The sequence below is a fragment of the Metabacillus sp. Hm71 genome (assembly GCF_051842955.2).
Lineage (GTDB): Bacteria > Bacillota > Bacilli > Bacillales > Bacillaceae > Metabacillus.
Map to the genome: position 1 here is coordinate 2,904,573 of NZ_CM200278.1, position 24,820 is coordinate 2,929,392.

The following is a 24,820-nucleotide window of genomic DNA, read 5'->3' on the forward strand; positions in this document are numbered from 1 at the left end:
TCACCTCACTATATTGTTTTGATTTACATCAATAAAAGCTTTGCCTTGTGCTACAATTCCAACAGCTCCTTCAATACTAAGACTTGTTATTTCCTCTATATCATAAGTAGCAAAAACATTAATCGTACCTCCGGGCTGCTTAATCTTTGCAACAATTTCCCCTTTTTTCTTCCAAGCAAGATAGGCTCCAATAGAGGCAGTACCAGAACCACACCCCCTTTCCCAGATCATACTGTCTAAATATGGGACATAAATTAGGGGAGCCAATTCATAAGAATCCGGATTATACAATAATATGCCGATCAAGCCAGCACCTAAAGTGACTCCGAGTAACTTTGCCAATGATTGCGCTTTTTCCCTTACTGTCTTACTAAATTCATCTACTTCTATCACAATATGTATAAACTCTTGATATCTCACGATAATGATGTTCAAATCATTGCCATCATACTTTATTGTTTTCTGTTCGATTTTTTTTGGAATGGGCATTGTAACCTGACAATAATATTCATCTGAAGTTCTATTCACTTGACACATAATTAACGAATCTGTTCCTGAAACCTCTAATACTATTTCCGTCAAATCATTTTGCTTTATTCCTTTTTCAGCTGCAATCAAGGCTGCCAATGCCATACAAGCATTACCGCAAAACTCACCTCCTGCCATTTGCAGGCGGGCAGCAGCTTGTTTGTTTGCCGGTTTTGCTATAAAACCAACTTGTTCAGCGTATACACTGTCATATGCCATCATTTTTGATGCGATGTCCCTATACTTCTCAACTGGATAATTACTTTTAACAAGAATGGTCATATTCTGTGTTGGATTTACTTTTATAAAGTCAATTTCCTGTTTCATCACAACTACCTCTATTCTTATCATTAGATAAATCGTAATGATTACTATTTGTTAACTTTCAAATGAATTATAGCATGTTGTTAGATAATGTCAATAATGGATTTTTTTATTATGGGAACGTGTGTGGTACACAAATGGTGTGGGTCAGTAACAATAATTTATTTTCTCAAAAAAAAATACTTACACAAAAAGACCAGATTAACAGTAAGGAAAACACTGTCTTTCTGGTCCGATGTACAATATTAAAACTCCTTGTCCACTTTCTATAACGAATTGGATTACTCGTAACGATCAACAAGCTGTTTTACCTGCTCTAATTCCGGCAAACTTATATCCGTATTTCCGTATCTAGCTTTATCATACGCTTCTGATAACATGTGCAAATCCTTTTGCTGTTTGGCGCCTTTGTTAATTTCATTGATTGTTTCAGACGGGGTTTGCGAAACTTTAAAGTTTAATCCTTGCTTAACCTCGTCTAATACGACATGACGATATGCAAAACGCACCTTTTCTTTGTCAGATAATTCATCCCATTTCGGTTTTCGGCTAAACAACTGGGAAAAAAATTCTCTTGTCTGATTTTCTTTTCCTTTTCGCCATTTTTTAAAATCGATTAAACTTTCCTTCTCATCAATATACTGGATTTCTTCATCCTGTTCACGATCTCGTATCTTGAAAATCTGATTCAAGCGTTCAATTAGCCATTTGAGAAGAAGATTAAACAGGCGACCAAACTTCTTTCCGGCATAAATGATAAAAAAAGCAATGATAACTAGCGCAATCCCATAAAAGACAACGTACATCAGCCTTTCCATAATGACAGCAAATGCAGAAGGCTCGCCTTCCTCTATGACCGGAAAAGCAGCTTCATTGGGTGGCGGTGTACTTTCAACAGGCTCTTCATTTTCAAACAGAGATAAGACAGATATAATCATAGAAATGACGGTTGAAGCAAGCTTTTTAAGGAAATGTTTTATCGTTTCCAAATTGGTTATGACTGCAATAATACATAAAATAACCAAAATATAGACACGATTTTTGCCTTTAATGGAACCAGTTACAAACGGCTTTTTTTGTTTTGATAGGGTTGATGTTTTTAACATATGATGATTAGAAAGGAATAAAGTGATGGTGACTAAAAGGATGCAGCTCCAGGTGATAATTTCAAGATAAGGATTTAGCCAATCAACGAATCGAAAGACGAAAAAAGCAATAAAGTAAATCGGAAACCCAAATATCCATAATGATGAAAACCTGGTTAAATCCTCGATATCCCGCTCTGCATAAAGAATGCTTCGGTAAAACATCACACTGTTCGCAGCAAAAATGAGCAAGTATGTTAATAGAGAATCATGAAAAAACATCGTCACTCCTGCATTTATGATGATTGCAGCTGTCAGATAAACCATTCTCTTTTGAGTACCAGCAATCATCCGAATAAAATACCCTAAAATAAAGAGAAAGGGCAGACTAGCGATCCAAAGATAAGGGTTAGGAGCAAAGGATATGGCAATGAAAAAAACAATCGGAAAGATGAGGGTCAGTTCGATCATGCTGTATCCAAATCTTTCAAGAAATCTGTTCATTTTTTACTTCCCCTTCTCTGTCATCGATATTGATCGAATCATCTATTAGCATTAGAAATTCAATTTTATTCCCCTGTGTTTCTAAAAGCCGGATTTTTTCAGTGACATTTTCTGTTAGGGTTGACGTGATGATAAGGATATCTGTATTGTTTCGCTGTTCAATGTCTTCCATTAGAAATCGATTAAAGCTCATGCTCCTGTCCATGCTTAACTTGGCCATTGTATCAAAAAGGTAGGTCAGCTGCTGCTTCCCACTTGCTGGTTCAATTCGAACTGGTAATTTCACATTAGGATCAGTTGATTGTCCGAAAGGCTCAATTAGATAGGCGTTACAGCCAAATCCTGTGCTTATTCCTTTTGAAATTGAATATTGAGCAATGGAAGCAGCATAAGATATTCCTTTTTCAAATAGAGCTTTGTTTTGTATCGGCATCCAAATATCCTCTGTCTCATCAAAATTTATATAAATCATCAGATGATGATCTGCTGTATAATCTCTCTTGCTAACCTGTAATTTGTCTGTCCGGGCTGTTGCTTTCCAATTGACAGAATTTAGCGGGTCCCCATAGGAATACTCTCGTGCCCCAGCGATGACAAAGGGGTCATCAATGATCCATCTTCGTACCATTATATTGCCGAGCCAGCTATGGGATGGCAAAGGAATATCCTCCATTGCTGTAAGTTCAGGATATACTGTAACAACGGCTTTAGCATCAAATTGCTTAAAGCTTTCCGTAATACCAAGTACATCTCCAAGTGTCAAAGAAACTGTTTTAAGCTCGTAATAACCACGTTTCGTACAGCAAACCTTATGCCTTCTCGTTATTTTTTGATAGGGCAATAGGCTGAATAACGTCCGATGCAGTTCTTCCCATTGAAAATCGGTCATTTGATTATGTTTGCCTGCAAACCGTAAATGTCGATCAATGTTTGATTCTAATCGTAACCAAGGAATTGGAAGCAGTTTATTATTTACCAGCTCATCAACCATTTCAATTTCTTCGCCTGCAAACACTGCCTCTTTACTAAAAACACGTGAATACTTTAATCGTAATAGCCCAAATTTGGTGAAAATATAGCTTTGGAAGCCGCTAATAAGAAGAGTGATAATAAGAAACCAAGCAATATTCATCTCTGATGAAGCCCCTTCATCAGCTCTTTCTCTGTAGGAACTGGAATTGCATTCAATAGTTCATCTATTATCGTATCAACCCGTTCATTTTTTGCTTTCATCATTGAATGAATAATAAGACGGTGTCCTAAAACAGGCTTAACCATTGCCTTGACATCATCAGGACTTACATAATCTCTTCCTTTCAGAATAGCGTATACTTGAACCGCTTTTAACAACGCTTGACTCCCGCGAGGACTAATCCCTAATGCAATGGAAGGATGTGTTCTTGTTTTTTCTACAATCGTCATAATGTAATCAAGTATGTCACCGCTTACAAAAATGCTGGAATAAAGATTTTGAGCAGCAATTATCTCCTCCCTGCTTACAACAGCAGTAATTTCCTCCAGCGGACTATGATCCTTAAACCGCATTAAAATATCGATGCCTTCTTCTTTTGACGGATAACCTACATTTATTTTTAGTAAAAAACGGTCGAGCTGAGCCTCGGGTAACGGGAAGGTTCCTTGGTTTTCCACGGGGTTTTGGGTCGCAATGACCATAAATGGGCGATCTAGTAGGTGTGTCTCACCGTCAATAGTCGTTTGCCTTTCCTCCATACACTCAAGTAAACTTGATTGCGTTCTAGGAGTTGCCCGATTAATTTCATCTGCTAGAACAATATTCGAAAAAATAGGTCCTGGCCGAAATTCAAATTCTCCCTGCTTCTGATTGTAAAAATGGATACCAGTTACATCGGAAGGTAATAAATCCGGGGTGAATTGAATTCGTTTAAATGAGCATGCCAGAGATTTAGCCATTGCTTTTGCTAAGAGGGTTTTTCCTGTTCCAGGAACATCCTCTAAAAGGACATGTCCAGATGAGATAAATGCTACGAGAAGCTGATCGATTTGCTCCTCTTTTCCGATAACAACTTTTTGAATATTTTTCTTTACCTTTGCAGCTACTTCTTGTATAGTGCTTAAATTCATGACGTTTGCTCCTTTATTTGCATTTTCTATTACGAGTTAAAATAAAACGGTTACATTATGATTTAGACATCATCTGCTTTTTTCCTTTTTATAATTCATACGGTAAATGGAAATATTCTTTTCATATTTTTTTAAAAATAACCAAAGCTATTTATGATCATGAAAAAAGGAGAATGATGAAAATGGGCAACCAAAGTGATGGCCGTCAAATTCGCTCTAAAGCTGAAAAAAGAGCAATTGAAAAAGGACAAGAAGTGGAAACAAAGGAATTTACTCGAGGTAATGGCAGTCAAAACAACAGAATTCCGAATCGAAAAAACACTTAAGTTATCGTATTTCATTAAAAAAAGACTGAACCCTATTAGATCATTTGCGTTCAGTCTTTTTATCTGTATTTACTTAAAAAGAAATATGTCACTTGCCTTTTATATCACTTCCAGCTCGTCCTTCCCAGGTAATTCTGGCATTTTGGCATGAGGTTCAGCTTGGTACCAATAACTAACGGATGCAATATCATCTTGGAGCGGCAAATATCTGCCCTTAGACCTCCAACCCAGTGCCTGAATGGTCACTTTTAAATCTTCTTCAAAGCGGATGGGATCCATGATATGCCATCTATACATGCCAAACCTCTGCTGTGATTGGTATAATCCATCCGGTTTAGATACCTGAGGCAAGCCTAAAAAAGGAGTAGAATAAACGCCGTACTGTCCTTTTGGATGTTCAAAATTCCAGGCTCCTCCAAAATAATCTTCTGTCCCGGTACCGATAATGGAAGGATGTTCATCTCCATCAAGATAAAACTTTATTTCCCCTTCGCCCCACCATCCATTGCTGTTTACTTGCCACGCTAAATAGGTGCCCACATAGTGACCTTGGCCTTTAACACCATCAAGGATTGTATACACTTCTTTATATTTTAATGGATTGGCTCTTCGCCATTGCGCATGGAAGTATGCTGCATGATCTGGAACTTCGGTTAGTGTAAAATTAATTTGATAATACAAAATCGCATCATCATCCCCAATATTTTCAATGATGATTTTTGCCGATTTTCTAAATGGCATTTCCCAATAGCTGTTATATCCACCAGCAGGGTTCACAACAATTGGTAATGAATTTACATTAACTCTTTCTCCCCATCCATTACAGAAAAAATCCCCAATTGGAACATTAACAGATGGGTTTTTCTCCCCATCCCAATAGATTTTTAGGATTAATGACCGAAAATGTTCTTTTGGGCAAGTCATCCACATATGTTGAATGGCGCCAGAATCCTGAATATCTGCTATTGTAAATTGACTTTGTGCTTTAATGGCAATAGACGGTGAGACTTTCCAACCGACCCCCAAATCTCTTGCACACTCTTTGCCAGTACCTTTTGTGGCTAATCCGCCCTTGCCTTTCTCCCCTGTGAAATTTTCAGCACTTATTGAACGACTTTTTGCTGATGATAGTAAAGAGATGTTATGTAACCCCATACCTAAACCATTAAATGTTTCCATCCTATTCCCTCCCTAATAAAACCGTTACTTGTACTTTATTATTATAAAAGTGCTTTCATCTTGTCGTCTTTAGCCTGCATTTGCAATCTTTTAACAATAATTGCTTTTATACGTGGTTCTGAAGGATAGAAAAAAGCTTGACGTAAATGATTAAATTCTTGCTTTATCAATTATTGTTTTTTCGCTAAGATGGAAAGTATAAAAGCAATCATTATTTCTATTGTTTAACATTTATTGAGTTTGCAGGAGAGGATTATAACGAAATGGATTTAAAAAATTTCACTCCGTTTATTCGCGTTGCTATGGATAGTAAAATTGAATCGAATTTTTATTTTAATCGATCCATTTTTGATCACGAAATTATATATTTAAAAGAAGGGGAATTACTAGCGAAGATTGGTGAAGAAACATACCATTGTATACCAGGGGATATCATTTTTTTAAGACCAAAACAAAATCATATGTTGAAAACGATTAAAAATAGTCCTATTCATCAACCTCATTTTCATTTTGACTTTTATTATCAAGAAGATAGCAAAGATGTAAAGGTTTCATTCAAAAAATTAAATGATATGCCTACTGAAGAAATGAAGTGGTTTCGCGAAGACATCACTCGTCAATGGCCAGTACAAATCCCATCCGTGATAAGATTAAGGAATCCAATCATCATCGAAAATATATTGTATGAAATAATAAATGAATTCACTCAAAAATTACCTTTTTATGAATTAAACATTCAAGGGCTTTTTTCGCAATTATGGAGTCATTTATCCCGAGAATCTCATTGGCAAAAAAACGAACAGCTCCAAAAATATTGGGATCACTTACAAAACGTTAAAGCTTATTTATCCCATCACGTTAATCGAGAGGTTTCATTACAGGAACTTGGTGAAATGTCAAATTTAAGTAAGTATCACTTACTGAGATTATTTAAACAAGCTTACAAAGTAACCCCAATTAAGTATCATTTGGAGATAAGAATTGAAAAAGCTAAGGAATTAATTCAGTATTCTAATCTATCAATAACAGAAATTGCTGCAAGATTTGGTTTTCATTCTGTCCACTCATTTAGTCGCTCATTTAAAAACATAGAAGGTGTGCCGCCAACATTTTATCGAAATAAATGCTTTTAAATTCTTCGATTAATAAGAGTTGTCCAATCCTCCTTATGTTCATCATGCTATATCTTTATAATAAGCATTGGCAAACAAATTACTTAAAATCTAATAAAAGTATCTCTCTGGGCAATTGAGCTAATATGAATAAATGAAAAGTCCTTTTACCATGCTATTACTCCCTTTAAAGTGGACTAATTTAATCATGAAGAGCATGATCGATAGGAAAATCCTTTCCAGACCAAGCTTTCTTCTGAGTCCATTCCGTTTCTGGATCACTCCAAAATTGATGTGAGGGTGAAAGTCCTAAGGGAAGAAAAATGACAGAACAGAGATAGGTGCTTCCCGTAGATATGTATGGTTCGCCTACCCCTGGTTGATGTCCGGCAAAGCCGACAGTAAGCCAGCCATCTTTCGTAAAGGTATTTGGTGCGTTTAATGTTCTTCTCATTACAGCAGTAAGGCATGATCGTACCTGTGCTGAAGTGAGTTCTTCCGGCAGATCATTTCTCAGCGCATGGTGAGCAAGACATTGAAAAGCACCACATCGATAAGCGAGCGAACGTCCAACTGGAGGAAATGTCCCTTCTGGAGAAATAAGGCGTTCCTGAATCACAGCATATCGTTGAGACCGTTTGATGATGGTGCTCCTTCTCTTTTGCCAATCTGGATATTCACTCCCGACAGCTTCGATTAAATCCACCAGCATCGGATGGATGACGAAGCTATTGTAGGAATCATAATGAAAATCAGGACCATCACTATAAACGCCATCGCCTAAATACCATTGGTCTAATTGTTTAATGGCAAAATCGATTCGTACCGGATCCCAATCCTTTTCCCCTAGTTTGAATAAAGCTGCTTCAATCATTGCCGAAAATAAAAGCCAATTTGAGAAAAATGGTTTCCTTGTTCGCGTGGCCTTCAAAGCAGCAATGACATTTTGCTGCATCCTCATGTCTAATTTCTCCCAAAGCTGGTTTGGCGCCCTGAGTATTGCTTGAGCTAAAAAGGCAGTATCCACGATTGGCTGAAAATCATCGCTAAAATTCATGTAGTCTGGCGACTGAGGGTCAGTCCCCGCATCGATTGCCTTTCTCGCTAAACTTCGATAAGAGGAAAGCGTTGCTTCTTCTCCTTCTGCATCATTTTCTAACCATGGTGCCATCCCAGCTAACAATCTTGCTAATGCCTCTAAGTGAGTGAATTTTTCTCGATTTGTTCCCTTTTTCATTTCTAGAGGCATGGAGTCCTTTAACTGTCTTTTTTCTAATGCTTCAAGAACAGGTGTTGCCAACTGAAGCATCATGTTGATCCAATACGATCTGCCGTTTGCGATCTCTTCTCTCATAAAACCCACCTGCTTTCATCGTTTACTTATAGAACATTATATAGCTTTATATACTAAAAGATAGATAAAAAATAAGAAGAAGGAAAATGCTCCCCCTTCTTAAAAGCGATTACCTATTCTTCACCCAATCAGTGCTTTCTTTCTGTGCCTTCTCCAAAGCTTCTTCAGGTGTTCTTTTACCAGTTAAAGTTGCTTCTATTTCAGATGTTAAGATAAAGCGCGGTTGTGAGGATGCCCAAGGATATCTTGGAGTCATCGGTGTGCTCATTGCCTCAAATACCTGCAGCATCAAAGGTTTTTCCTTAACACTATCCCACTCGGTTGCCGCTTTAATGGCCGGAATAGCACCCACTTCTTCAAAAAGATATTTTTGTGTGAATTCGCTCGTGGCAAATTTAATCCATTCCCATGCTAATTCTTTGTTTTTGCTGCTTTTCGCAATGGCCAGCGGGCTTCCTGCAAATAAACCACCCTGTCCCTGTTCATTTTTAAACTCTTGAGCAATGGCAATCCGATCTTCCAAGCCTTGGGCATATGTTTGCTTAACTATATCTCCTGGTCCTTGGTTTAACATAATGGCGATATTATTATCTTTTGTCAGCCACTTTTCCTGTCCCTGGTTACTAACTAAACCCTTTGGTGCATATTGTTGCATGTCAGCTAACCAGTTTAATCCATTCAGCATTTCGGGAGAATTGAAGTTAAACTTCACTTCATCCCAGGCAAACCCTTCTCCCCAGGAACCGTTTTGCCCCTCTGCAAGATTAACAAGGGTAAAGGCTGAAGACCAGTCTCCACGGAACCAAATCCCGTAGTTTTGTTCACCTGTTACCGGATTTTTGCCCGTCATTTTCTTTGCCTTTTCAGCAATTTCTTGCATCGTTGGATGATCTGATAAATACTCTACACCCCAGTCATCAAATAATTTCTTATCATATGAAATAAATCTGGCATCTCCTAAAAACGGCAAGCCATAAATTTGTAATTCATCATCATCCGGACCTAAAACCTTCCATCCTTCAACTTGATTATCAATGAAAATGTCCAAACTAAATTCGCTATCATTATCGATAAACGGTTGTAACGGTTCTAAGACGCCTTGTGGTGCAAAGTCAGCGACACCAGGCATTTGATAAACATCGGCTTCATTAGAAGTGATCATTGCTTGCGTTTTTTCCGTGTAACCTTCCCACGGCATAATGATAAATTCAACCGTTGCTCCTGGGTGCTGCTTCTCAAACTCTTCTTTTAAAACCTCTACCCCTTTGACCGAATCACCTGTGATCGGGTCTGTCGATGTTTCCAGTGTAAAATCTCCAATTAACTGGACCTTTATCTTTTGGCCGGCCCATTCCCCATCACCGCCACCAGCATTTTCTGTCGTTCCTGCCTTAGGACTGCAACCAATAAGCGCAGCTACAATCGCCAGCAATGTTATTACGAGTAATAAAGTTCCTTTTTGTAACAAGCTTTTCATCCTTATTCCTCCTTGTTTATCATTCACCTAGCAAAAAGCCAACTGCTCATTTATTCCCCCTTTACCCCGCTTAACGCAATACTTTGAATAATGTATCGTTGTAAGAAGAGATACACGATGATGATTGGCAAAATGCTGACGGTTGCCAAAGCCATTGTTAATCCCCCCAGGCTTGTTCCATTCTCTAAAGAGAAGCTAGCAAGATAAAGTGGAACGGTATGAAGATCCTGGTCACTCAACACAACAAGCGGCCACATAAAATCATTCCAGCTCCATATGAAGGATAAAATAACCATCGTTGCGGCAATAGGCCCGGCAAGCGGAAGGTAGATTTGGAAAAACGTTTTAAATTCTCCTGCTCCATCAATTTGTGCAGCTTCTCGCAATGTGTCTGGGAGTTGATCGAAAAACTGCTTGCAGAGAAAAATTAACATTCCGCTAATGATAGACGGTAAAATCAGCGGCCAATACGTATTCAATAGATTGACAGAATTAAATAACTTATATAACGGAATCAGACGAGGTTCCATAGGGATCATAAGTGTGCAAAGCACGATCAGAAACAAAATCCTTTTCCCTTTAAATTTCCCTTTCGAAAACGCGTACCCCGCTAACAGTGCAGATGAAACGGAAAGGAAGACGGAGATAACCGTGATAAATCCAGAGTTGATATAGGACTGGATTAACCGTCCATTTTCAAAAACAATTCCGTAGTTAAACGGGGATGGATTTTCAGGTATTAGCTTTGGCGGAAACGGCATCGTCACATTTGCTGTTCGATCGAAGCCGACACTTACCATCCAAATAAATGGGGCCATAAGCAAACAGCCGCAAAATAGCAGGAAAATAAATTTTACCGCCGTCGTTATTTGTTCCATTTTCTGATAAGAAATCTTATCGTTCACAATAACCTCCTCCTCTCTTGCTTTATAGTTTCATATTTGAGATTTTCAAATTAATAAACGTGAAGATTAGGATGATAATGAACATGATATAGGTGGCGGCTGATGCAATCCCGAATTCAAATCCTGTGAAGCCTCGTTCGTAAATAAAAGCCCCCATTGTTTGAATCGATCTTGCTGGACTGCCATTTGGTCCGCCTAAAACATATACTTCATTAAAACGCTGAAGAGCACCAATCCAGCCGGTTATAAGAAGAAAGGCAAAAGTGCCTGTCATATTTGGAATCGTGATAAATAACCATTGTTGAAAATTGGAGGCTCCATCAATTCTAGCTGCTTCGTACATTTCAGGAGATATGGCTTGCAGGTTTGCGATACAAATAATGATGACAAACCCGATCCAATGCCAAACAGCGAGTAAAATGACACCCCATTTCGAAGTGGATGGGTCAGATAGCCAGCCTGGAGTAGGTAAACCAATCGATCCAAGTACATAGTTGACAATCCCCATTTCAGGGTGAAGAACAAATGCAAAGATCATGGCTGCTGCAACAATGGATGTGATATTTGGCAAGAAGTAGATAACCTTGAAGAATTTCTGTCCTTTTGATGTTGAATTAATAAGTGTGGCAAAGATAAAACCTAAAGGGATTGTAATAATGATTTGAAAGATACCGATATAGAAAGTATTCCAAACAGAATTCCAAAAAGGACCTGACGTTAAGACAGATTGAAAGTTTGCCAGTCCAATAAAGTTTTCAATTGTACCATTTGATTGATAAAAACTTAGTCGGAGCGATTCAAATACCGGATACACCATAAATAATAAAATGCCTAAGAAGCTAGGAAGCAAAAAGAGATACCACTTTAAACTATTATTCAAGCTTTTTTGTTTTACTAAGTTTATCTCGATCTCTGTCGTTAATTCAGGATTGCTTTTGGCCATCTTATTCTCCTTTCCATTAAAAGCAAAATTTGTATTGCTGTCATCTTCCTCCTACTTACATTCAATGATAACGCTTACAGTTGTAAGTGCCTGTAAATATGTAATGATACGTTTATATACTACTCTCTTTTCCCTCATGTTAAATCGCAAATTAGCGAGATTCAATTTGGCGTGATTGGAAATCAATTGCTTTCAAATTTCGATACTCACTTGGTGTAATTTTGACTTGTTTTCGAAAGAATCGACTAAAATGGGATAAATTTTCAAAGCCTGATTCTAACGCAACCTCTAAAATGGATTTCTCAGGATGCATTTCTAATAAATATTTTGCCCGATTGATTCTGCAGCACATGAGATATTGCATAATCGTATATCCTGTTACATCCTTAAAAATCCTTGACATATAATATTTGCTAATATTCAAATTATCAGCAATGTGATCTAACGTAATATTGCTTTCAAGATGTTGTTCAATCCATTTTGCAATCCGGTTAGCATGACTTGCTTTCTCCGATTTTACAGTGGGTATTTTTACTAGTCTCAGTTTACTTAGTTCATAGATTTTAAATAAAAGCTGAACGAGCAGTGCTGAAACCTCTCCCTCTAAGAGGCGATTCTCAAAATTGGAAGAATTGGTATGTTTATAGGATGCATTTAATGCGGCAATCCTTTTCATTAAATCTTCTATTTCAACAAGCCTTGCTTTCTCACCCCCTCTAAACAAACTGTTGCTTAGCATTTGAAAAGGATTTAATAACTCTGGAACTTTTAGGCTGCATAAAATCGGTCGAACCCATTCTGCTGAAAATTCAATCACACTTCGTTCATAAAGCTTTCCAAGCTCAGGGTTTGCACGATGTAAGGTTAACCCATTCATGATGATAATGTCGTCTTCTTGCAAATAATGAATGTGATCACCGATTAGATACTTGCAGTTTCCGCTATGGAAATAGTAGATTTCATAGCGTTCATGTGAATGGTAGGTAAATTCGTCTTTTGAGGAAACTTCGTTTTTAATTCGGTAACTAGCACGTATATTCCCGTCATTCATAACTCACCCTCCTCGAAACTTATCTTTGAAACGATTAGGAAAACCAAAAAAGGAATAACTGATTATACTGAAATTTCACATGATTTTATTCAAACAGTTTTTGTAAAAAATGTCTGGTTTGAATGATTTCTGTTTCAAAGTCTTTCCAATTGCATTCAATAGAGACCAAGCCGTCATAATTGGCTTGCTTTAAACAATGAACAAACGTTTCATAAGGATACTTACCTGTTCCTGGAGCAAATCTGTTTGTATCGGCAACATGAATATGTTTGAGATGATCCTTAGCTGTAACAAGATGTTCAATTGGTTCTTTTTCTTCATCCATATGATAGAAATCAGCCAGCACCTGTATAGAGTCTCGGTTCACTTTTTTAGCGAATTCCACAGCTTCTGGAACACTATTAATCATGTTGCTTTCCTTTCGATTCAATGGTTCAATCACAATCGTAATCCCTAAAGGGTCCGCGTAATCGGCTACCATATCTAGAAACATTAAGATTTGTTCTTCACCTTTCTCACGGGAAAAGGACTCTGGCATAGACCGGGATCTGCCGCTTCCGAATACAACTGTTCTAGCACCGATTTGTTTTACTCTTGATAGTGCTTTCTCAACATAACTTTCAACAGCTCCATGATTGATTTCATTTCCGACAATTTTTAGGTTTCCTGGTAAAAAAATATTACAGGCATCAACAGGTAATGAACTTTGTTCATATCTGTTTAAAATCTTTTCATAATCACCATCATTGTCAGGTACTAAAGAGACAACTGTACATTCTAAAAAGTCAAAACCGGCTTCTTTCACAATGGCAGAATGGTTAATATCTGTACAACACCCAAATCTCATTTTTTCACTTCCTTAAATAAATAACGGCTTTTTGAACACTTATTTTCTAAGTCCTAAAAGGGTTAAGTTACATTTTTCAAAAGGATTTATTTTGAGCATGAAAACTCTTACCCTAATCATAGAGAAAATTCCGCTACATTTCTTTATCCATGTTGCTCTGATAGAAGGAAAGTTTTACTTAAATTGCTATAGTCATCAAGGGCAGGTTGAAAATCTAATTTATTTTACTATAAATATATAGGGGAATCTTTCCTCGTATCATAGTAGCAAATAAAGAGTAAGTTTAATTTAGGTTAAATTTTAAACAAAAAAAGATGTAGCCGCGGCAACAGTTCAAAAACTGATAGCTGTACCGAGGCTACTTCCTTCTAGTTTTTCATTTAATTTTTACTAAAAACTATACACGAATTGTTTTTAAGGCAGCAGACCATTTAATCACTTGGTCCAGCATTCCGTTTATATTATTAAGGTGGAGCTCAGCAGGCTTAAATTGGTTAAAGTTTTGAAAGTCGGTAAAGATAGATAACGTTGGGTGGATTCGAACGTCCGCAACATGCAGTTCTCCTAATATTCCACGTAAATGTTCTGCAGCCCGTGCTCCTCCCGTTGAACCGTAGCTTACGATGCCTGCTGCTTTATCATTCCATTCTGTTCGAATTAGATCAAGTGCATTTTTTAATACACCTGAGATGCTGTGATTATATTCAGCTGTGACAAACACAAATCCATCTAGGCTATTAATTTTCTCTGACCAGGCTCTCACTTGTTTTTCCCCTCCTGATTCTCCTAAAAAAGGTAACTTGAAATCTGCTAAATCAACGATTTCATAATATGCATCCCCGCGTTTGTCAGCAATCTCTTTTACCCATTTTCCTACTTGAGGACTTACCCGCCCTGGGCGTGTACTTCCTAAAATAATCCCAATTCTCAATGCTTCATTTTTCATCATACTTCCCTCGCTATTCATAAAAGTTTTTTTAAAGGCTATAAGTAACCATCTGCACGATTTTTATTTACATGAATAGGCTGCATCACATCCTTTCATTTTTTATAGTGAAAAATTGCACTATGCTTTTAACCTAGTATTTAATTGAACTTTGTTTCTATATCCCTTGACAAGCAGAAAATAATAGATCAAGAGAATTCCTGCATGCAAGATAAACAATACAAAATATATGTTGCTGTATATAAAACTAGACGAGTTAGATACAAGAGGATTGATATGGTTATTTGCTCCGATATCAACGATCTTTGCATAAATTCCTGTTGCTATACTGGCGGAAATGAAATTTGACATCGATAAAAGCCCCATTCCTACTCCTGTTTGCTCCTTCGGCAAGATAAATGAAACGAAAAGTGTCATCGCGATCATCATAAAAGTTTGCCCGACATTTCCTGAAATCAGAAAGCCAGCGATCCATATCGGAGAACTTTCGGTGAAAGTAAAAAGTAACATAAAACAAATGATTAACAACCCTGAAGCAATAAAAAACAAAAAGGAAGCCCCTTTTTTATCTGCGAGCTTTCCACCCTTTCGTCCAAATACTGCTGAAGCAACAGCTGCAGGAACGAGCACAAAGCCAATCCAGTTTGAAGACAAGTTCTGCACATTAGAAAGAAGTAACGGGCTAAGAAAATATAATGAATAACCAATCGAATTGATCAGAAAGAATAGAACTAAACTAAATGTATATTGTTTGTTTTTAAAGAGCTTAGGCTGTACGAATGGATCAGATGCTTTATGAATCCGCGCAATGAAGAGTATCAGGAGAGGTAAGCTTCCGACTAGTAAGAACCAAGAACCATTTGAAACACCCAATAGTAGCATAACAACGGTTCCACCAAGACTTGCACATCCAATCCAATCGAAGCCTCCACCTTCACCTACCTCATCTCCGAGGTATTTTCGATAAAAAGGAAGGACAAGCAAGATAAGGAGCGTGATACTGAATAACCAACGCCAATGTGCTATGCTAATAATGAGAGCTGAAATAATGGGACCGATCGCTGTTCCAATTGCCAAACCTGATGCGGCCATTCCAGAAGCATATCCCCTATTTTTTGGAGGAAAATATCGAATGGGTATAATCATGGCTGTAGCGGGGATAGCAGCAGCTCCCATTGCCTGCAGACATCTTGCAACAAGGATGAGCCAGAAAGTTTGCGAGACAAGACCAAGCAGTGATCCTCCTGCAAACAACAACAGTCCAACGGTCAATAAATTTTTTAATTTGTACAGGTCAGCGAGCTTCCCGTAAGTCACTGCTCCTATCGCATAAATCAGACCATAAGCAGAAGAGATCCAACTTACTTCTGAGATACTTAACTCAAATTCCTCACTTATTTGAGGAAGGACAATGTTGAAAATGGTACCACTCATTGCTGAAAAAATAAGAGTAACCATTAGTAAAATGATTAGTTTCTGGTTATTAGCCGTTATTTTCGTTTCCATCATAAACCTCCATATTTAAAATAGGTATGTCAGTACTGACTGACATTCTGTGCAAATAAAAACTAGGGAGTTAAAGCCCTAGCAAAGAGTTGAACACTCTCTTTGATAAACTCATCAAGTGATACCGTAGTAAAGCTTGATGAGTCATCTAATTTATTCATAAAAGCACCAAAGTTCATAAACATGAATGAAAGGGCCTGCACATCTGCCTTTGTTTGAATCATCTTTCTTTTTTCCTGCATTTGGGAAAAATATTCCGTCAGAATGTCCAGAAATTGTTTCGGATGTTCTTGGGTTTTTTCCAAGAACCCAGGTGGTAAATTTCCAGCTTCTTTAATGCTGATTTGGATCATTTTTCGGTTGCGATTCATCAGTTCATGGTATTTGCGACTGATCAAAAGCAAATCAGTTTGGAGATCCCAGACCAACTTTTCGTTATAAAGTGTCTTCATCTCTTCTGAATAATGAAATCGATTAAAGGCAGTTTCAAGCAGATTTTGTTTACTTCCAAAATGACGGAATAATGTTTTTTCACTAAAACCAGCTTCTTCCGCAATCTCCTTTGTTGTTACACTATTGTAGCCTTTTTCTGAAATTAAATTGATTGCTGTAATCATCATTTTGTCTGAATTGCTTAGCTTTTGCTGGCTTTCCATATTCTCACCCTAAATGTTTAAACTTTATCTCTATTTAATTAGCAGAATAACCCTACTAATAGGGGGCTTGCTTTATGACAGTGATCACTGTCATTTTTATCATATGATGGATGTTAATTATTGTCAATCTTTTTTGGAATTTTTTTAACAGGACATGTTAATTATGTTTCCTCCACACTCCGCCATGACAAGCAGTGAAGCCGCATGATTCGTAAAATTTTAAGTGTTTCGAGTTAAAAGTCAAGGTAACAATTTCTATTCCAAATCGTTCAGCTTCGTTCAATAGCTGTTTTACTAACTCAACACCAATTCCTTGCTTTTGATAATCAGGATGTACGAGAATGTCCTCCATATAGCCATGCTGTAAGCCCATCCCTGAAATATATCCAAATCCAATCAGTCTTTCTTCTTCATTTCGTACTCCTGCCCAGAAATTGCAGTGTTTAAATAATATAGGATAGTCTTCATCACGTCTTTCCCAGCCAATCACTTCCCTTAAATCTGGGACTTCATGATTAGCAATGAAAGGATTTATTTTTATCAAATACTTCACTCTTCTCTCTCCCAAAATCAAAATTTATGAAACTGCAAATATTTTAGAGCTTGGATTATACATTCGGAGGAAAATCATTTATTCAGCATATTTTGTAACCCATTCTTTTATTTTAAGAGCAACTTCATTTATAGGAGTATATGTTGTTTCGATTGTCGGCATTATGGGGTCAAAAGCCTCATCTGCATTTTCGATTAGCCATTTTGCAAAGTCTTTGTGCTCCTGTATAAGTTCCGTTGACCAGCCTCTGTCACGCAAACGTTTTTCACGGGTCTGATCATCACAATGAAGGTTTACATAATAAACCTTACTAAATTCTTGAAAATCATCGCATTTTTCTACCTCCCAAGGCAGCATGGTTCCGCATAATACTGTCATTCGTTGACTTTTAGCGATGTGACTTGCAACCTTTACCCAGATATTTTTAAGCTTTTGCCAGTCTTCGACATCATGTTGTATTACATCAATATCAAACACATCTAAATCCGCTAATAACTCACGAATATAGGGTACGACTGTGCTTTTCCCAGTACCGCTTGCTCCAGTAACAATAAATAGTGGTAATTTTTTATCCATAATGATCACTCCATAAGATAGTAGAATCATCTTTTTCATGCTATGTCTTTATATCTTATTCCTTTTGTTACCATGGATATTGTCCTGTAATCTCTGAAAGAATTTTCCTTTTCTTATAAAAGAAAAGGATTGCCGCAGCAATCCCAATCATCATTCAACTTATCTTAAATTGCATTTGATATAAATGGGCATAGGTCCCTTCATATGCCAATAATTCTTCATGTGTTCCTTCTTCATCAATTCCTTGATCTGTTAGAACAACAACCCTTTTGGCATTTCTAATGGTTGATAGTCGGTGAGCAATAACAAATGTAGTTCGATTTTTTGCTAGTTCTTCTAATGCCTCCTGTACGACTCGTTCACTCTTATTATCCAAAGCGCTTGTTGCTTCATCAAAAATAAGAACAGGCGGGTTTTTTAAAAAGACGCGTGCAATGCTCAATCGTTGTTTTTGGCCGCCGGATAAGGTCACTCCTCGTTGACCGATATCAGTTTCATACCCATGGGGTAATCCCATTATAAATTCGTGGGCATTGGCCTTTTTTGCTGCTTCAATAATTTCCTCCTTCGTTGCATTTGGTTTTCCATAGCGGATATTATCCAGGACGGTTCCGGCAAATAAATAGACATCCTGCTGGACTACTCCTATGTTCCTTCTTAAAGAATTCAGGCTAATATCCTTGATATTGATCCCATCTAATAATATTTCTCCCTCTCTTACTTCATAAAAGCGGGGGATGAGCGAACACAATGTTGTTTTTCCGGCTCCGGATGGACCAACTAATGCAATATAGTCCCCTGCTTTAACGTCTAGAGATATATTTTCCAAAACATAGTCATGGGTATCAAGATATTTGAAGCTAACATGTTTAAACTCTATGTCTCCATTTACATCATTTAATTCAATTGCATCTTTTGAGTCTTGAATTTCCGGTTCAATCTCTAGTATTTCCATAAATCGTTCAAAGCCGGTAATGCCTTCCTGGTACTGCATCGTCATATGGGTTAACTTTTGTAAAGGCTCTATTAGATGCCCTATATATAATAAAAATGTGATTAAATCAGCCAGATCTAACGAAGCATTTACAATGTTCACACCGCCAAACACAATAACGGTAACGGTAATGAGCTGGATAAACGTTTCCATTCCATTGTATAAATAGGCCTCATTTCGATAGGTGCTTTTTCTGCTTTCAAGAAAGCGATTATTTTCAAATGCGAATTTATCCTTTTCGATTTCTTCATTCGCAAATGATTTTACAACTCGAATCCCTGAAAGGCTGTCCTCCACCTGTGAATTAATATCAGCAATTCTCGCTTTATTTCTTTTAATAGCTGCATTTATTCGTTTATTTAAAAACAAGGCAAAAAACGCCATAGGCGGTAAAAACATAAAGACAGCCAACGTTAATTTGACATTGATCATTATTAAGATCACAAAGGCACCTACAAACTTTACAAGATATCTAAGGTAATCCTCAGGACCATGATGATACAATTCAGATAACAAAAGTAAATCATTTGTAATTCTCGACATTAATTGCCCTGTTTTTTGCTTATCATAAAAACGAAATGATAATTTTTGAAAGTGATCAAATAATTCATTACGCATATCACTTTCCATCATGGCACCAAGCTTATGTCCTTGATAATCTGAAAAAAAGTTACATAGATTTTGAATCATAACTAATAAAATCATCAAAGCGCCAATCAAATAAATTTCTGTAAGTGCGTTTGCTATATTTCCTTCAAGCACATCTTTCGTTATATATCGCGTCAATAATGGATAGCTTAACGAAATCGCAGACACGATAAAAGTACAGGTTAAAACAGCCGAAAACAATCTTAAATACGGTTTGTAATAAGAAAGAAATTTTTTGAATTTCGTATTCATCCATTTGCTCCTTGTATGTTCGAGTTTCATTATGCATCTGTCTCACATATAAGGGCAAACACGTTTTGTCAGTTAACTAAATGTTGCACCCTTATATGTTGGTTCTAATTTCGTCACAAAGTTTTTCATTATAATAGCCTCCTTTTTTCTAGATAAATAATAATATTCCGTATTTTTTTTGAAATTCCTTTTATTTTTTAATGGTGACTTATAGCTATTTTGGATTATTTTTAGATTGGAACTTGTTTCGCAAAAATGCAATACAAAGCAATAATAATGGAAAGAGAATTTGTAACGGGACATGAAAGTATAATGTGAAATAATCCAAACCAATTTCATTATGACGTATTTGGTTTGATGCGATTAAAAGGGATAAGGGAGTGATGATCATTCCCATTCCAATGTATACAGAGCGATTTTGTTTTAATTTAAATAGTTGGGCAATTCCAACTGCTGAACCGAATGTCCAGCCGCCAATTTTAAAAAACACGCCGGCTAACATCGTTAAAATAACCAAGGCATCAAATCGTTCCAGGAAATCTGCAATGGAAACCATTCGAGCTGCAGTAAGCAGCGGGAAGAAATCTTTACTGTATATTTCAGGGCCTAATACAGATAATACCATAATCAAATTAACGGTCATGATCATACCGGTGAGGAAGATGGCAGTCATTCCTGCTATTCTTTTTTTATTCATTTTGTTTAAATAAGGGAAAAACATCGTGATGATGATCGCTTCTCCAAATGGGAATGTTAATACCATAGGAAAAACTTCTTTAATAATCGGTTTCGGACCATTTCCTAGAATTGGGGTAAGCTGCTGAATATTGAATTCTCTTACAGTTAACAAAAGCACCCAGATGATACTTAAAGACATAATATAAAATGGTATAACGGCTTCTCCCATTCTGCCGAAGGACTCAACTCCCCCGCGAAAACAATACACGATTAAGATCATAAAACTTCCTATAACGATTACCATTGGAGTCTTAACCAACATGGATGCAGCTAAGATCTCTGCGAAATCCCGACAAGCACGGGCAGCTAAATAGGTAAAATAGCCAATATAAATCAAAATAAACGGGAATGCCAAAAACTTCCCGATAATTTTAGGGATCATTTCAATTAACGTATCATTTGGATAATAATTCGATAATTTCGTATAGACAAACATTAAAATAAAACCACCAGTCATTGCGACCAGAATAACGATCCAAGCATCTTGTTTGGCTCCACCGCCTAATCCAAAAACAAACGTATTGCCAATTTGAAATCCAACGATTATATATAGTAATTGCAGTGCACTAATTTTTTCCTGCTTCATTCTATCACCTTGAGGATTGAAATGCTTCCATTAAATTGTTGATAGTATTTACAAAAGATTGGTATCCTATCCAAAAGCAGGATTTGCTGGAGGGTATGTATAAAGGCAGTTTCAAAAAGCTGAACTTTTTGAAACTGCCTTGAAGGAAAAGGGTGTCCTTAGAACTACTTGCCAGTTTTCTTAACATACAAATAAAAAACATAATCAGTGCCAATACCTTGAAAACCTAATTGCCGCAGCATTGCTGTTATATTCCCTCGATGATAGGTTCCGTGATTGACAACATGCTGGACTAATTCAAATATATTTGTTTCCAGTCGGCCATAGGTTGGATGTTCAGGGTATATTCTTTGATCGTAGTCATAGTGTTTAAAAAATTCTTTCATTTCTAAGGATAATTCTCCATACACGATCTCCATTTCTTCTAAACTTTTTCCGTTAACTTTCTTGAGTACTTGATTTTTATTTTCTGCTATTTCGTGATAACTTTTGTTGGACATGACTCCCAACCAGGTTATATCGGTTAAATATATATGCACCAACACTTCAGAGATCGACGAAAAAACGCTTTGAATCTTCTTCTGGTAAATGCTTCTCGGCAGTTCCTTCAAGTGCTCAAAAACTTTTTGGTTTGCCCAATCATGATAATCATACAGCTCGATTGTTTGCTGTTTCATTTGGAATCCTCCTTGCTTCAATAGGGATCAACTTTCCTTTTTAAGGTTCTATACAGATTGCTAAATCCCTTTTTTTTTGGGGATTTTTGTAAAAAACATTTTAGATGTAATATATTTAATGTGAGAAGCAAAAAAAAAAGAGCCATTTTCTATAGGCTCCTGTTAATTCGTTTATTTCGTTAGCTGATTCCTGTCCTCAATTTGTGGAGGTTCTTCCAGCCAACCATTTTCTAACATGATTTTTGCACCTTCCCTAGCGAAGGAGTATATATTCTTTGCCAAAATAGCCATTTTAAATGGCAAGTCGCTACGTAAGCTAAAAGCACTTCCTATTGCATTGCTTCCGAGCCCAAATGAAGACAGCAAACTAGTATTGTACAGCATTATTTTATCAGAAAATGGAGCTGCTTTAGAAGTTGTGGCTTTTCCGGCATGACTGGCTGGAGGTTCAATATAGCTTTGCCTTAAATATTCACCAAGTTCGATCTCAATTTTTTTTGATAATTTCATCCCTTTAACAAGATATTGTTTTACTTCTTCATTTGAAGCCACTTGAGCAAATCCAATCATTAATTGCATACCAACAAGGTTTGTCTCAATCGCATGATGGATAAGAGAAACTTCAACTGTATTAAGGGATCTCGTTTCACCTAATGGATTTAATCCGCCTAAATAATGTTTATCTTTTACAAATGTTACTTCTTTTGGCATAGTTACAACCGGTGGTCTTACTAGTACCCCTTTTTCTAAAAGAAATTGGGTTGTTTGGCTGTTCATTATTTCCGATTCTGCAGTCATATGGATAAAAAAATCCTCAATATCTTTTCGATAAGACATACCTGTATAAAGGGCAAAAAGGCTCATCTCAACTTTAGTCATCATATGTAAATACACAATATCAAATATATGATCAAAAAGTTTTGGAACCCCTTTATGGATATCGCCTTCTGTAAAACCAATCGGTAAAACTGCACCTTCCTGCTGAAAAATACTTTTCAATCTGTCTATATTTTCGAGTGTACCTGAATAATGCATTTGCAACAGCTTTTTTTCTTCAACTCCAGCGTGTTCAATAAAATGCTCTAAAATCCTAAGAATCATTGTTTTTTCTTGATAAGTCATCCACAAATTAGCTAATTCTGAGGATGAGATAGGTGCTTGACTTGAAGGCATACAATCAACCCTCCTACTTTTTTCCTTAATATCTCCAATTTTCTTTACTTTATAAATTGAAAAATATCTTCCTCCAAGTCCATCTCCAATATCTCGTAAATAATTGAGGATAGAATTTATTCTTAAGTAAAAAATAGGAAAAATGATGTGATTCGGAGGGATAGGAATGTCATCGGAAATGACAGAGAAATGCGGTGTGTTTGGGATTTTTAATCATCCTAAAGCCGCTGATTTAACGTATTATGGGCTTCACGCTCTGCAGCATCGCGGCCAGGAGAGTGCGGGAATTGTGGTAAGTGATGGCAAATCATTTAAACACCATCATGGAATGGGATTAGTAGCTCAGGTGTTTACACGAGACATTCTAAATGGCTTAAGCGGCAATATGGCAATCGGTCATGTTCGTTATTCAACTACAGGAATGAGTTTGTTGCAAAATGCACAGCCGCTTGTTTTTAAATATAGTGAAGGTGATTTAGCTGTAGCCCATAACGGAAATTTAGTAAATGCAGGATTTGAACGAAATATTTTACAACAGCAAGGGAGCATTTTTCAAACGACGACTGATACAGAGATTATTGCCCATCTTATCGCCCGCTCTAAGAAAAAATTGTTTGGAGAAGCAGCCCCCGATGTGTTAAAAAAGATTGACGGGTCTTTTGCCCTGCTTATCATGACAGAAAAACAAATGCTGATCGCTCTTGATCGTAATGGTTTGCGTCCTCTCTCACTTGGGAAAATTGGGGATGCTATTGTTGCTGCGTCAGAGACATGTGCGTTGAAGGCTGTTGATGCTAAGTTTTGGCGCGACGTAGAGCCTGGTGAATGGCTTCTTGTTGATGAACAAGGAGTGAAGACAGGACGATTTGCCGCAAAAGAAAACCTTTCTCTTTGTTCTTTTGAATTCGTCTATTTTGCCCGTCCTGACAGTGTGATCCAAGGGAGAAGTGTTTTATCGATTCGCAAGGAGCTGGGGCAAATATTGGCAAAAGAACATCCAACAGAAGCGGATGTGGTAGTCGCTGTTCCTGACTCAAGCGTTCCCGCTGCTATTGGCTTTGCTCAACAATCAGGTATTCCATATGAAATGGGATTAATCAAAAATCCATATGCCGGCAGGTCCTTTATTGAACCAACTCAAGAATTACGCGAATTAGCGGTTCGTCTTAAATTAAGTGCGGTACAAGAAATTCTCGAAGGAAAAAAAGTAGTGCTTGTTGATGATTCCATCGTAAGAGGAACAACAAGCAAGCGAATTGTTCAATTAATTCGGCAGGCCGGCGCTAAAGAGGTTCATGTCAGAATTAGCTCGCCCATGGTTCGGAATCCATGTTTTTATGGGATTGATATGCCGACGAAGGAAGAATTATTTGCTAATGTGCATGAGCATGAGCAAGCAATGGGAAAAGCGATCGGCGCAGATTCATTGGCTTTTTTAAGTACGGAAGGGCTATTAGAGGCAGTAAAAGTTGATATGGCTGAAACAAGCAGCCGTTGTATAGCATGCTTTAGCGGAGCTTATCCAACTAAACTTTACCTTGAGTAAATTTATCATGGATAATCTTGACTGGATGAAGAATGATAACACGAAAAGATTTTGATAGGTGAGCTTTAAAAGAGGATACATTGTGAGTAGTCATACAAATGTTGATCAATCATGGCTGGCTAAGGAACCGCCACAAGCAGATGACCGTGAAGCACTTATTAAACAGTCCAAATAAAATGATTCATTTCCTGGGGAAGCGCAAAAACTGACAATTTCCGTTTGTAGTAGAGA

The 24,820-nt window shown here is 37.2% G+C and carries 23 protein-coding genes; 3 read left to right on the top strand and 20 right to left on the bottom strand.

The window, feature by feature from the left end; translation table 11 throughout:
* The 4 genes from ACSVDH_RS14140 to ACSVDH_RS14155 form a co-directional block, all read right to left on the bottom strand.
* Positions 1 to 855 carry a histidine racemase CntK family protein gene (locus ACSVDH_RS14140; protein ID WP_439252066.1) on the bottom strand — a complete coding sequence of 285 codons (855 nt, stop codon included), beginning with the start codon at positions 853 to 855 and terminating at the stop codon, positions 1 to 3.
* Positions 856 to 1,133: 278 nt separating this feature from the next.
* Positions 1,134 to 2,441 carry a DUF4129 domain-containing protein gene (locus ACSVDH_RS14145; protein WP_439252065.1) on the bottom strand — a complete coding sequence of 436 codons (1,308 nt, stop codon included), beginning with the start codon at positions 2,439 to 2,441 and terminating at the stop codon, positions 1,134 to 1,136.
* Entirely contained in the window at positions 2,425 to 3,573 is a 1,149-nt protein-coding gene (locus ACSVDH_RS14150) for a DUF58 domain-containing protein (RefSeq protein ID WP_439252064.1), read from the bottom strand. Before ACSVDH_RS14150 ends, ACSVDH_RS14145 begins: the two co-directional genes overlap by 17 nt.
* Complete coding sequence (locus tag ACSVDH_RS14155; protein WP_439252063.1) at positions 3,570 to 4,544, bottom strand: AAA family ATPase; 975 nt, start codon at positions 4,542 to 4,544, stop codon at positions 3,570 to 3,572. The genes ACSVDH_RS14150 and ACSVDH_RS14155 overlap by 4 nt, the downstream gene beginning before the upstream one ends.
* 182 nt (positions 4,545 to 4,726) lie before the next feature.
* Here ACSVDH_RS14155 and ACSVDH_RS14160 point away from each other — a divergent pair, with 182 nt between their 5' ends.
* Entirely contained in the window at positions 4,727 to 4,870 is a 144-nt protein-coding gene (locus ACSVDH_RS14160) for a hypothetical protein (RefSeq protein ID WP_299088706.1), read from the top strand.
* Between the two features lie 99 nt (positions 4,871 to 4,969).
* On the opposite strand, the gene ACSVDH_RS14165 is transcribed toward ACSVDH_RS14160, so the two are convergent.
* Entirely contained in the window at positions 4,970 to 6,049 is a 1,080-nt protein-coding gene (locus ACSVDH_RS14165) for a glycoside hydrolase family 172 protein (protein WP_439252062.1), read from the bottom strand.
* A 263-nt stretch (positions 6,050 to 6,312) separates the two neighbouring features.
* Here ACSVDH_RS14165 and ACSVDH_RS14170 point away from each other — a divergent pair, with 263 nt between their 5' ends.
* On the top strand, positions 6,313 to 7,182 hold the full coding sequence (locus ACSVDH_RS14170; protein WP_439252061.1) for a helix-turn-helix domain-containing protein: 870 nt from the start codon (positions 6,313 to 6,315) through the stop codon (positions 7,180 to 7,182).
* A gap of 181 nt (positions 7,183 to 7,363) precedes the next feature.
* On the opposite strand, the gene ACSVDH_RS14175 is transcribed toward ACSVDH_RS14170, so the two are convergent.
* The 15 genes from ACSVDH_RS14175 to ACSVDH_RS14245 form a co-directional block, all read right to left on the bottom strand.
* Positions 7,364 to 8,515, bottom strand: coding sequence for a DUF2264 domain-containing protein (locus tag ACSVDH_RS14175; RefSeq protein ID WP_439252060.1), 1,152 nt, complete (start codon positions 8,513 to 8,515; stop codon positions 7,364 to 7,366).
* Between the two features lie 109 nt (positions 8,516 to 8,624).
* On the bottom strand, positions 8,625 to 9,992 hold the full coding sequence (locus tag ACSVDH_RS14180) for an ABC transporter substrate-binding protein (RefSeq protein WP_439252059.1): 1,368 nt from the start codon (positions 9,990 to 9,992) through the stop codon (positions 8,625 to 8,627).
* 50 nt (positions 9,993 to 10,042) lie between these two features.
* Positions 10,043 to 10,897 carry a carbohydrate ABC transporter permease gene (locus ACSVDH_RS14185; RefSeq protein WP_439252058.1) on the bottom strand — a complete coding sequence of 285 codons (855 nt, stop codon included), beginning with the start codon at positions 10,895 to 10,897 and terminating at the stop codon, positions 10,043 to 10,045.
* Positions 10,898 to 10,919: 22 nt separating this feature from the next.
* Positions 10,920 to 11,840: a carbohydrate ABC transporter permease gene (locus ACSVDH_RS14190; RefSeq protein ID WP_439252057.1), complete on the bottom strand. Its 921-nt coding sequence runs from the start codon at positions 11,838 to 11,840 to the stop codon at positions 10,920 to 10,922.
* Between the two features lie 151 nt (positions 11,841 to 11,991).
* Positions 11,992 to 12,891, bottom strand: coding sequence for an AraC family transcriptional regulator (locus ACSVDH_RS14195; RefSeq protein ID WP_439252056.1), 900 nt, complete (start codon positions 12,889 to 12,891; stop codon positions 11,992 to 11,994).
* A gap of 85 nt (positions 12,892 to 12,976) precedes the next feature.
* On the bottom strand, positions 12,977 to 13,738 hold the full coding sequence (locus ACSVDH_RS14200) for a sugar phosphate isomerase/epimerase family protein (RefSeq protein WP_439252055.1): 762 nt from the start codon (positions 13,736 to 13,738) through the stop codon (positions 12,977 to 12,979).
* Positions 13,739 to 14,135: 397 nt separating this feature from the next.
* On the bottom strand, positions 14,136 to 14,684 hold the full coding sequence (locus ACSVDH_RS14205; protein ID WP_439252054.1) for an NADPH-dependent FMN reductase: 549 nt from the start codon (positions 14,682 to 14,684) through the stop codon (positions 14,136 to 14,138).
* A 120-nt stretch (positions 14,685 to 14,804) separates the two neighbouring features.
* Positions 14,805 to 16,193: an MFS transporter gene (locus ACSVDH_RS14210; protein WP_439252053.1), complete on the bottom strand. Its 1,389-nt coding sequence runs from the start codon at positions 16,191 to 16,193 to the stop codon at positions 14,805 to 14,807.
* Between the two features lie 59 nt (positions 16,194 to 16,252).
* Positions 16,253 to 16,846 carry a TetR/AcrR family transcriptional regulator gene (locus ACSVDH_RS14215; protein WP_439252052.1) on the bottom strand — a complete coding sequence of 198 codons (594 nt, stop codon included), beginning with the start codon at positions 16,844 to 16,846 and terminating at the stop codon, positions 16,253 to 16,255.
* A gap of 157 nt (positions 16,847 to 17,003) precedes the next feature.
* The gene (locus ACSVDH_RS14220) at positions 17,004 to 17,399 is read right to left on the bottom strand and encodes a GNAT family N-acetyltransferase (protein WP_439252051.1); all 396 of its coding nucleotides are present in this window, start codon (positions 17,397 to 17,399) and stop codon (positions 17,004 to 17,006) included.
* Between the two features lie 78 nt (positions 17,400 to 17,477).
* Complete coding sequence (locus ACSVDH_RS14225; RefSeq protein ID WP_439252050.1) at positions 17,478 to 17,975, bottom strand: ATP-binding protein; 498 nt, start codon at positions 17,973 to 17,975, stop codon at positions 17,478 to 17,480.
* Positions 17,976 to 18,129: 154 nt separating this feature from the next.
* Positions 18,130 to 19,869, bottom strand: a complete 1,740-nt coding sequence (locus ACSVDH_RS14230; protein WP_439252049.1) for an ABC transporter ATP-binding protein — start codon at positions 19,867 to 19,869, stop codon at positions 18,130 to 18,132.
* 214 nt (positions 19,870 to 20,083) lie between these two features.
* The gene (locus ACSVDH_RS14235; RefSeq protein ID WP_439252048.1) at positions 20,084 to 21,193 is read right to left on the bottom strand and encodes a GerAB/ArcD/ProY family transporter; all 1,110 of its coding nucleotides are present in this window, start codon (positions 21,191 to 21,193) and stop codon (positions 20,084 to 20,086) included.
* A 164-nt stretch (positions 21,194 to 21,357) separates the two neighbouring features.
* Positions 21,358 to 21,870, bottom strand: a complete 513-nt coding sequence (locus ACSVDH_RS14240) for a DinB family protein (RefSeq protein WP_439252046.1) — start codon at positions 21,868 to 21,870, stop codon at positions 21,358 to 21,360.
* Between the two features lie 171 nt (positions 21,871 to 22,041).
* Positions 22,042 to 23,043 (bottom strand): DUF3231 family protein, encoded by a 1,002-nt coding sequence (locus ACSVDH_RS14245; RefSeq protein WP_439252045.1) that lies wholly within the window; start codon positions 23,041 to 23,043, stop codon positions 22,042 to 22,044.
* Positions 23,044 to 23,209: 166 nt separating this feature from the next.
* Between ACSVDH_RS14245 and purF the strand changes: the two genes are divergently transcribed.
* On the top strand, positions 23,210 to 24,589 hold the full coding sequence (gene purF / locus ACSVDH_RS14250; RefSeq protein WP_439252043.1) for an amidophosphoribosyltransferase: 1,380 nt from the start codon (positions 23,210 to 23,212) through the stop codon (positions 24,587 to 24,589).
* The last annotated feature ends 231 nt before the right edge of the window (positions 24,590 to 24,820 follow it).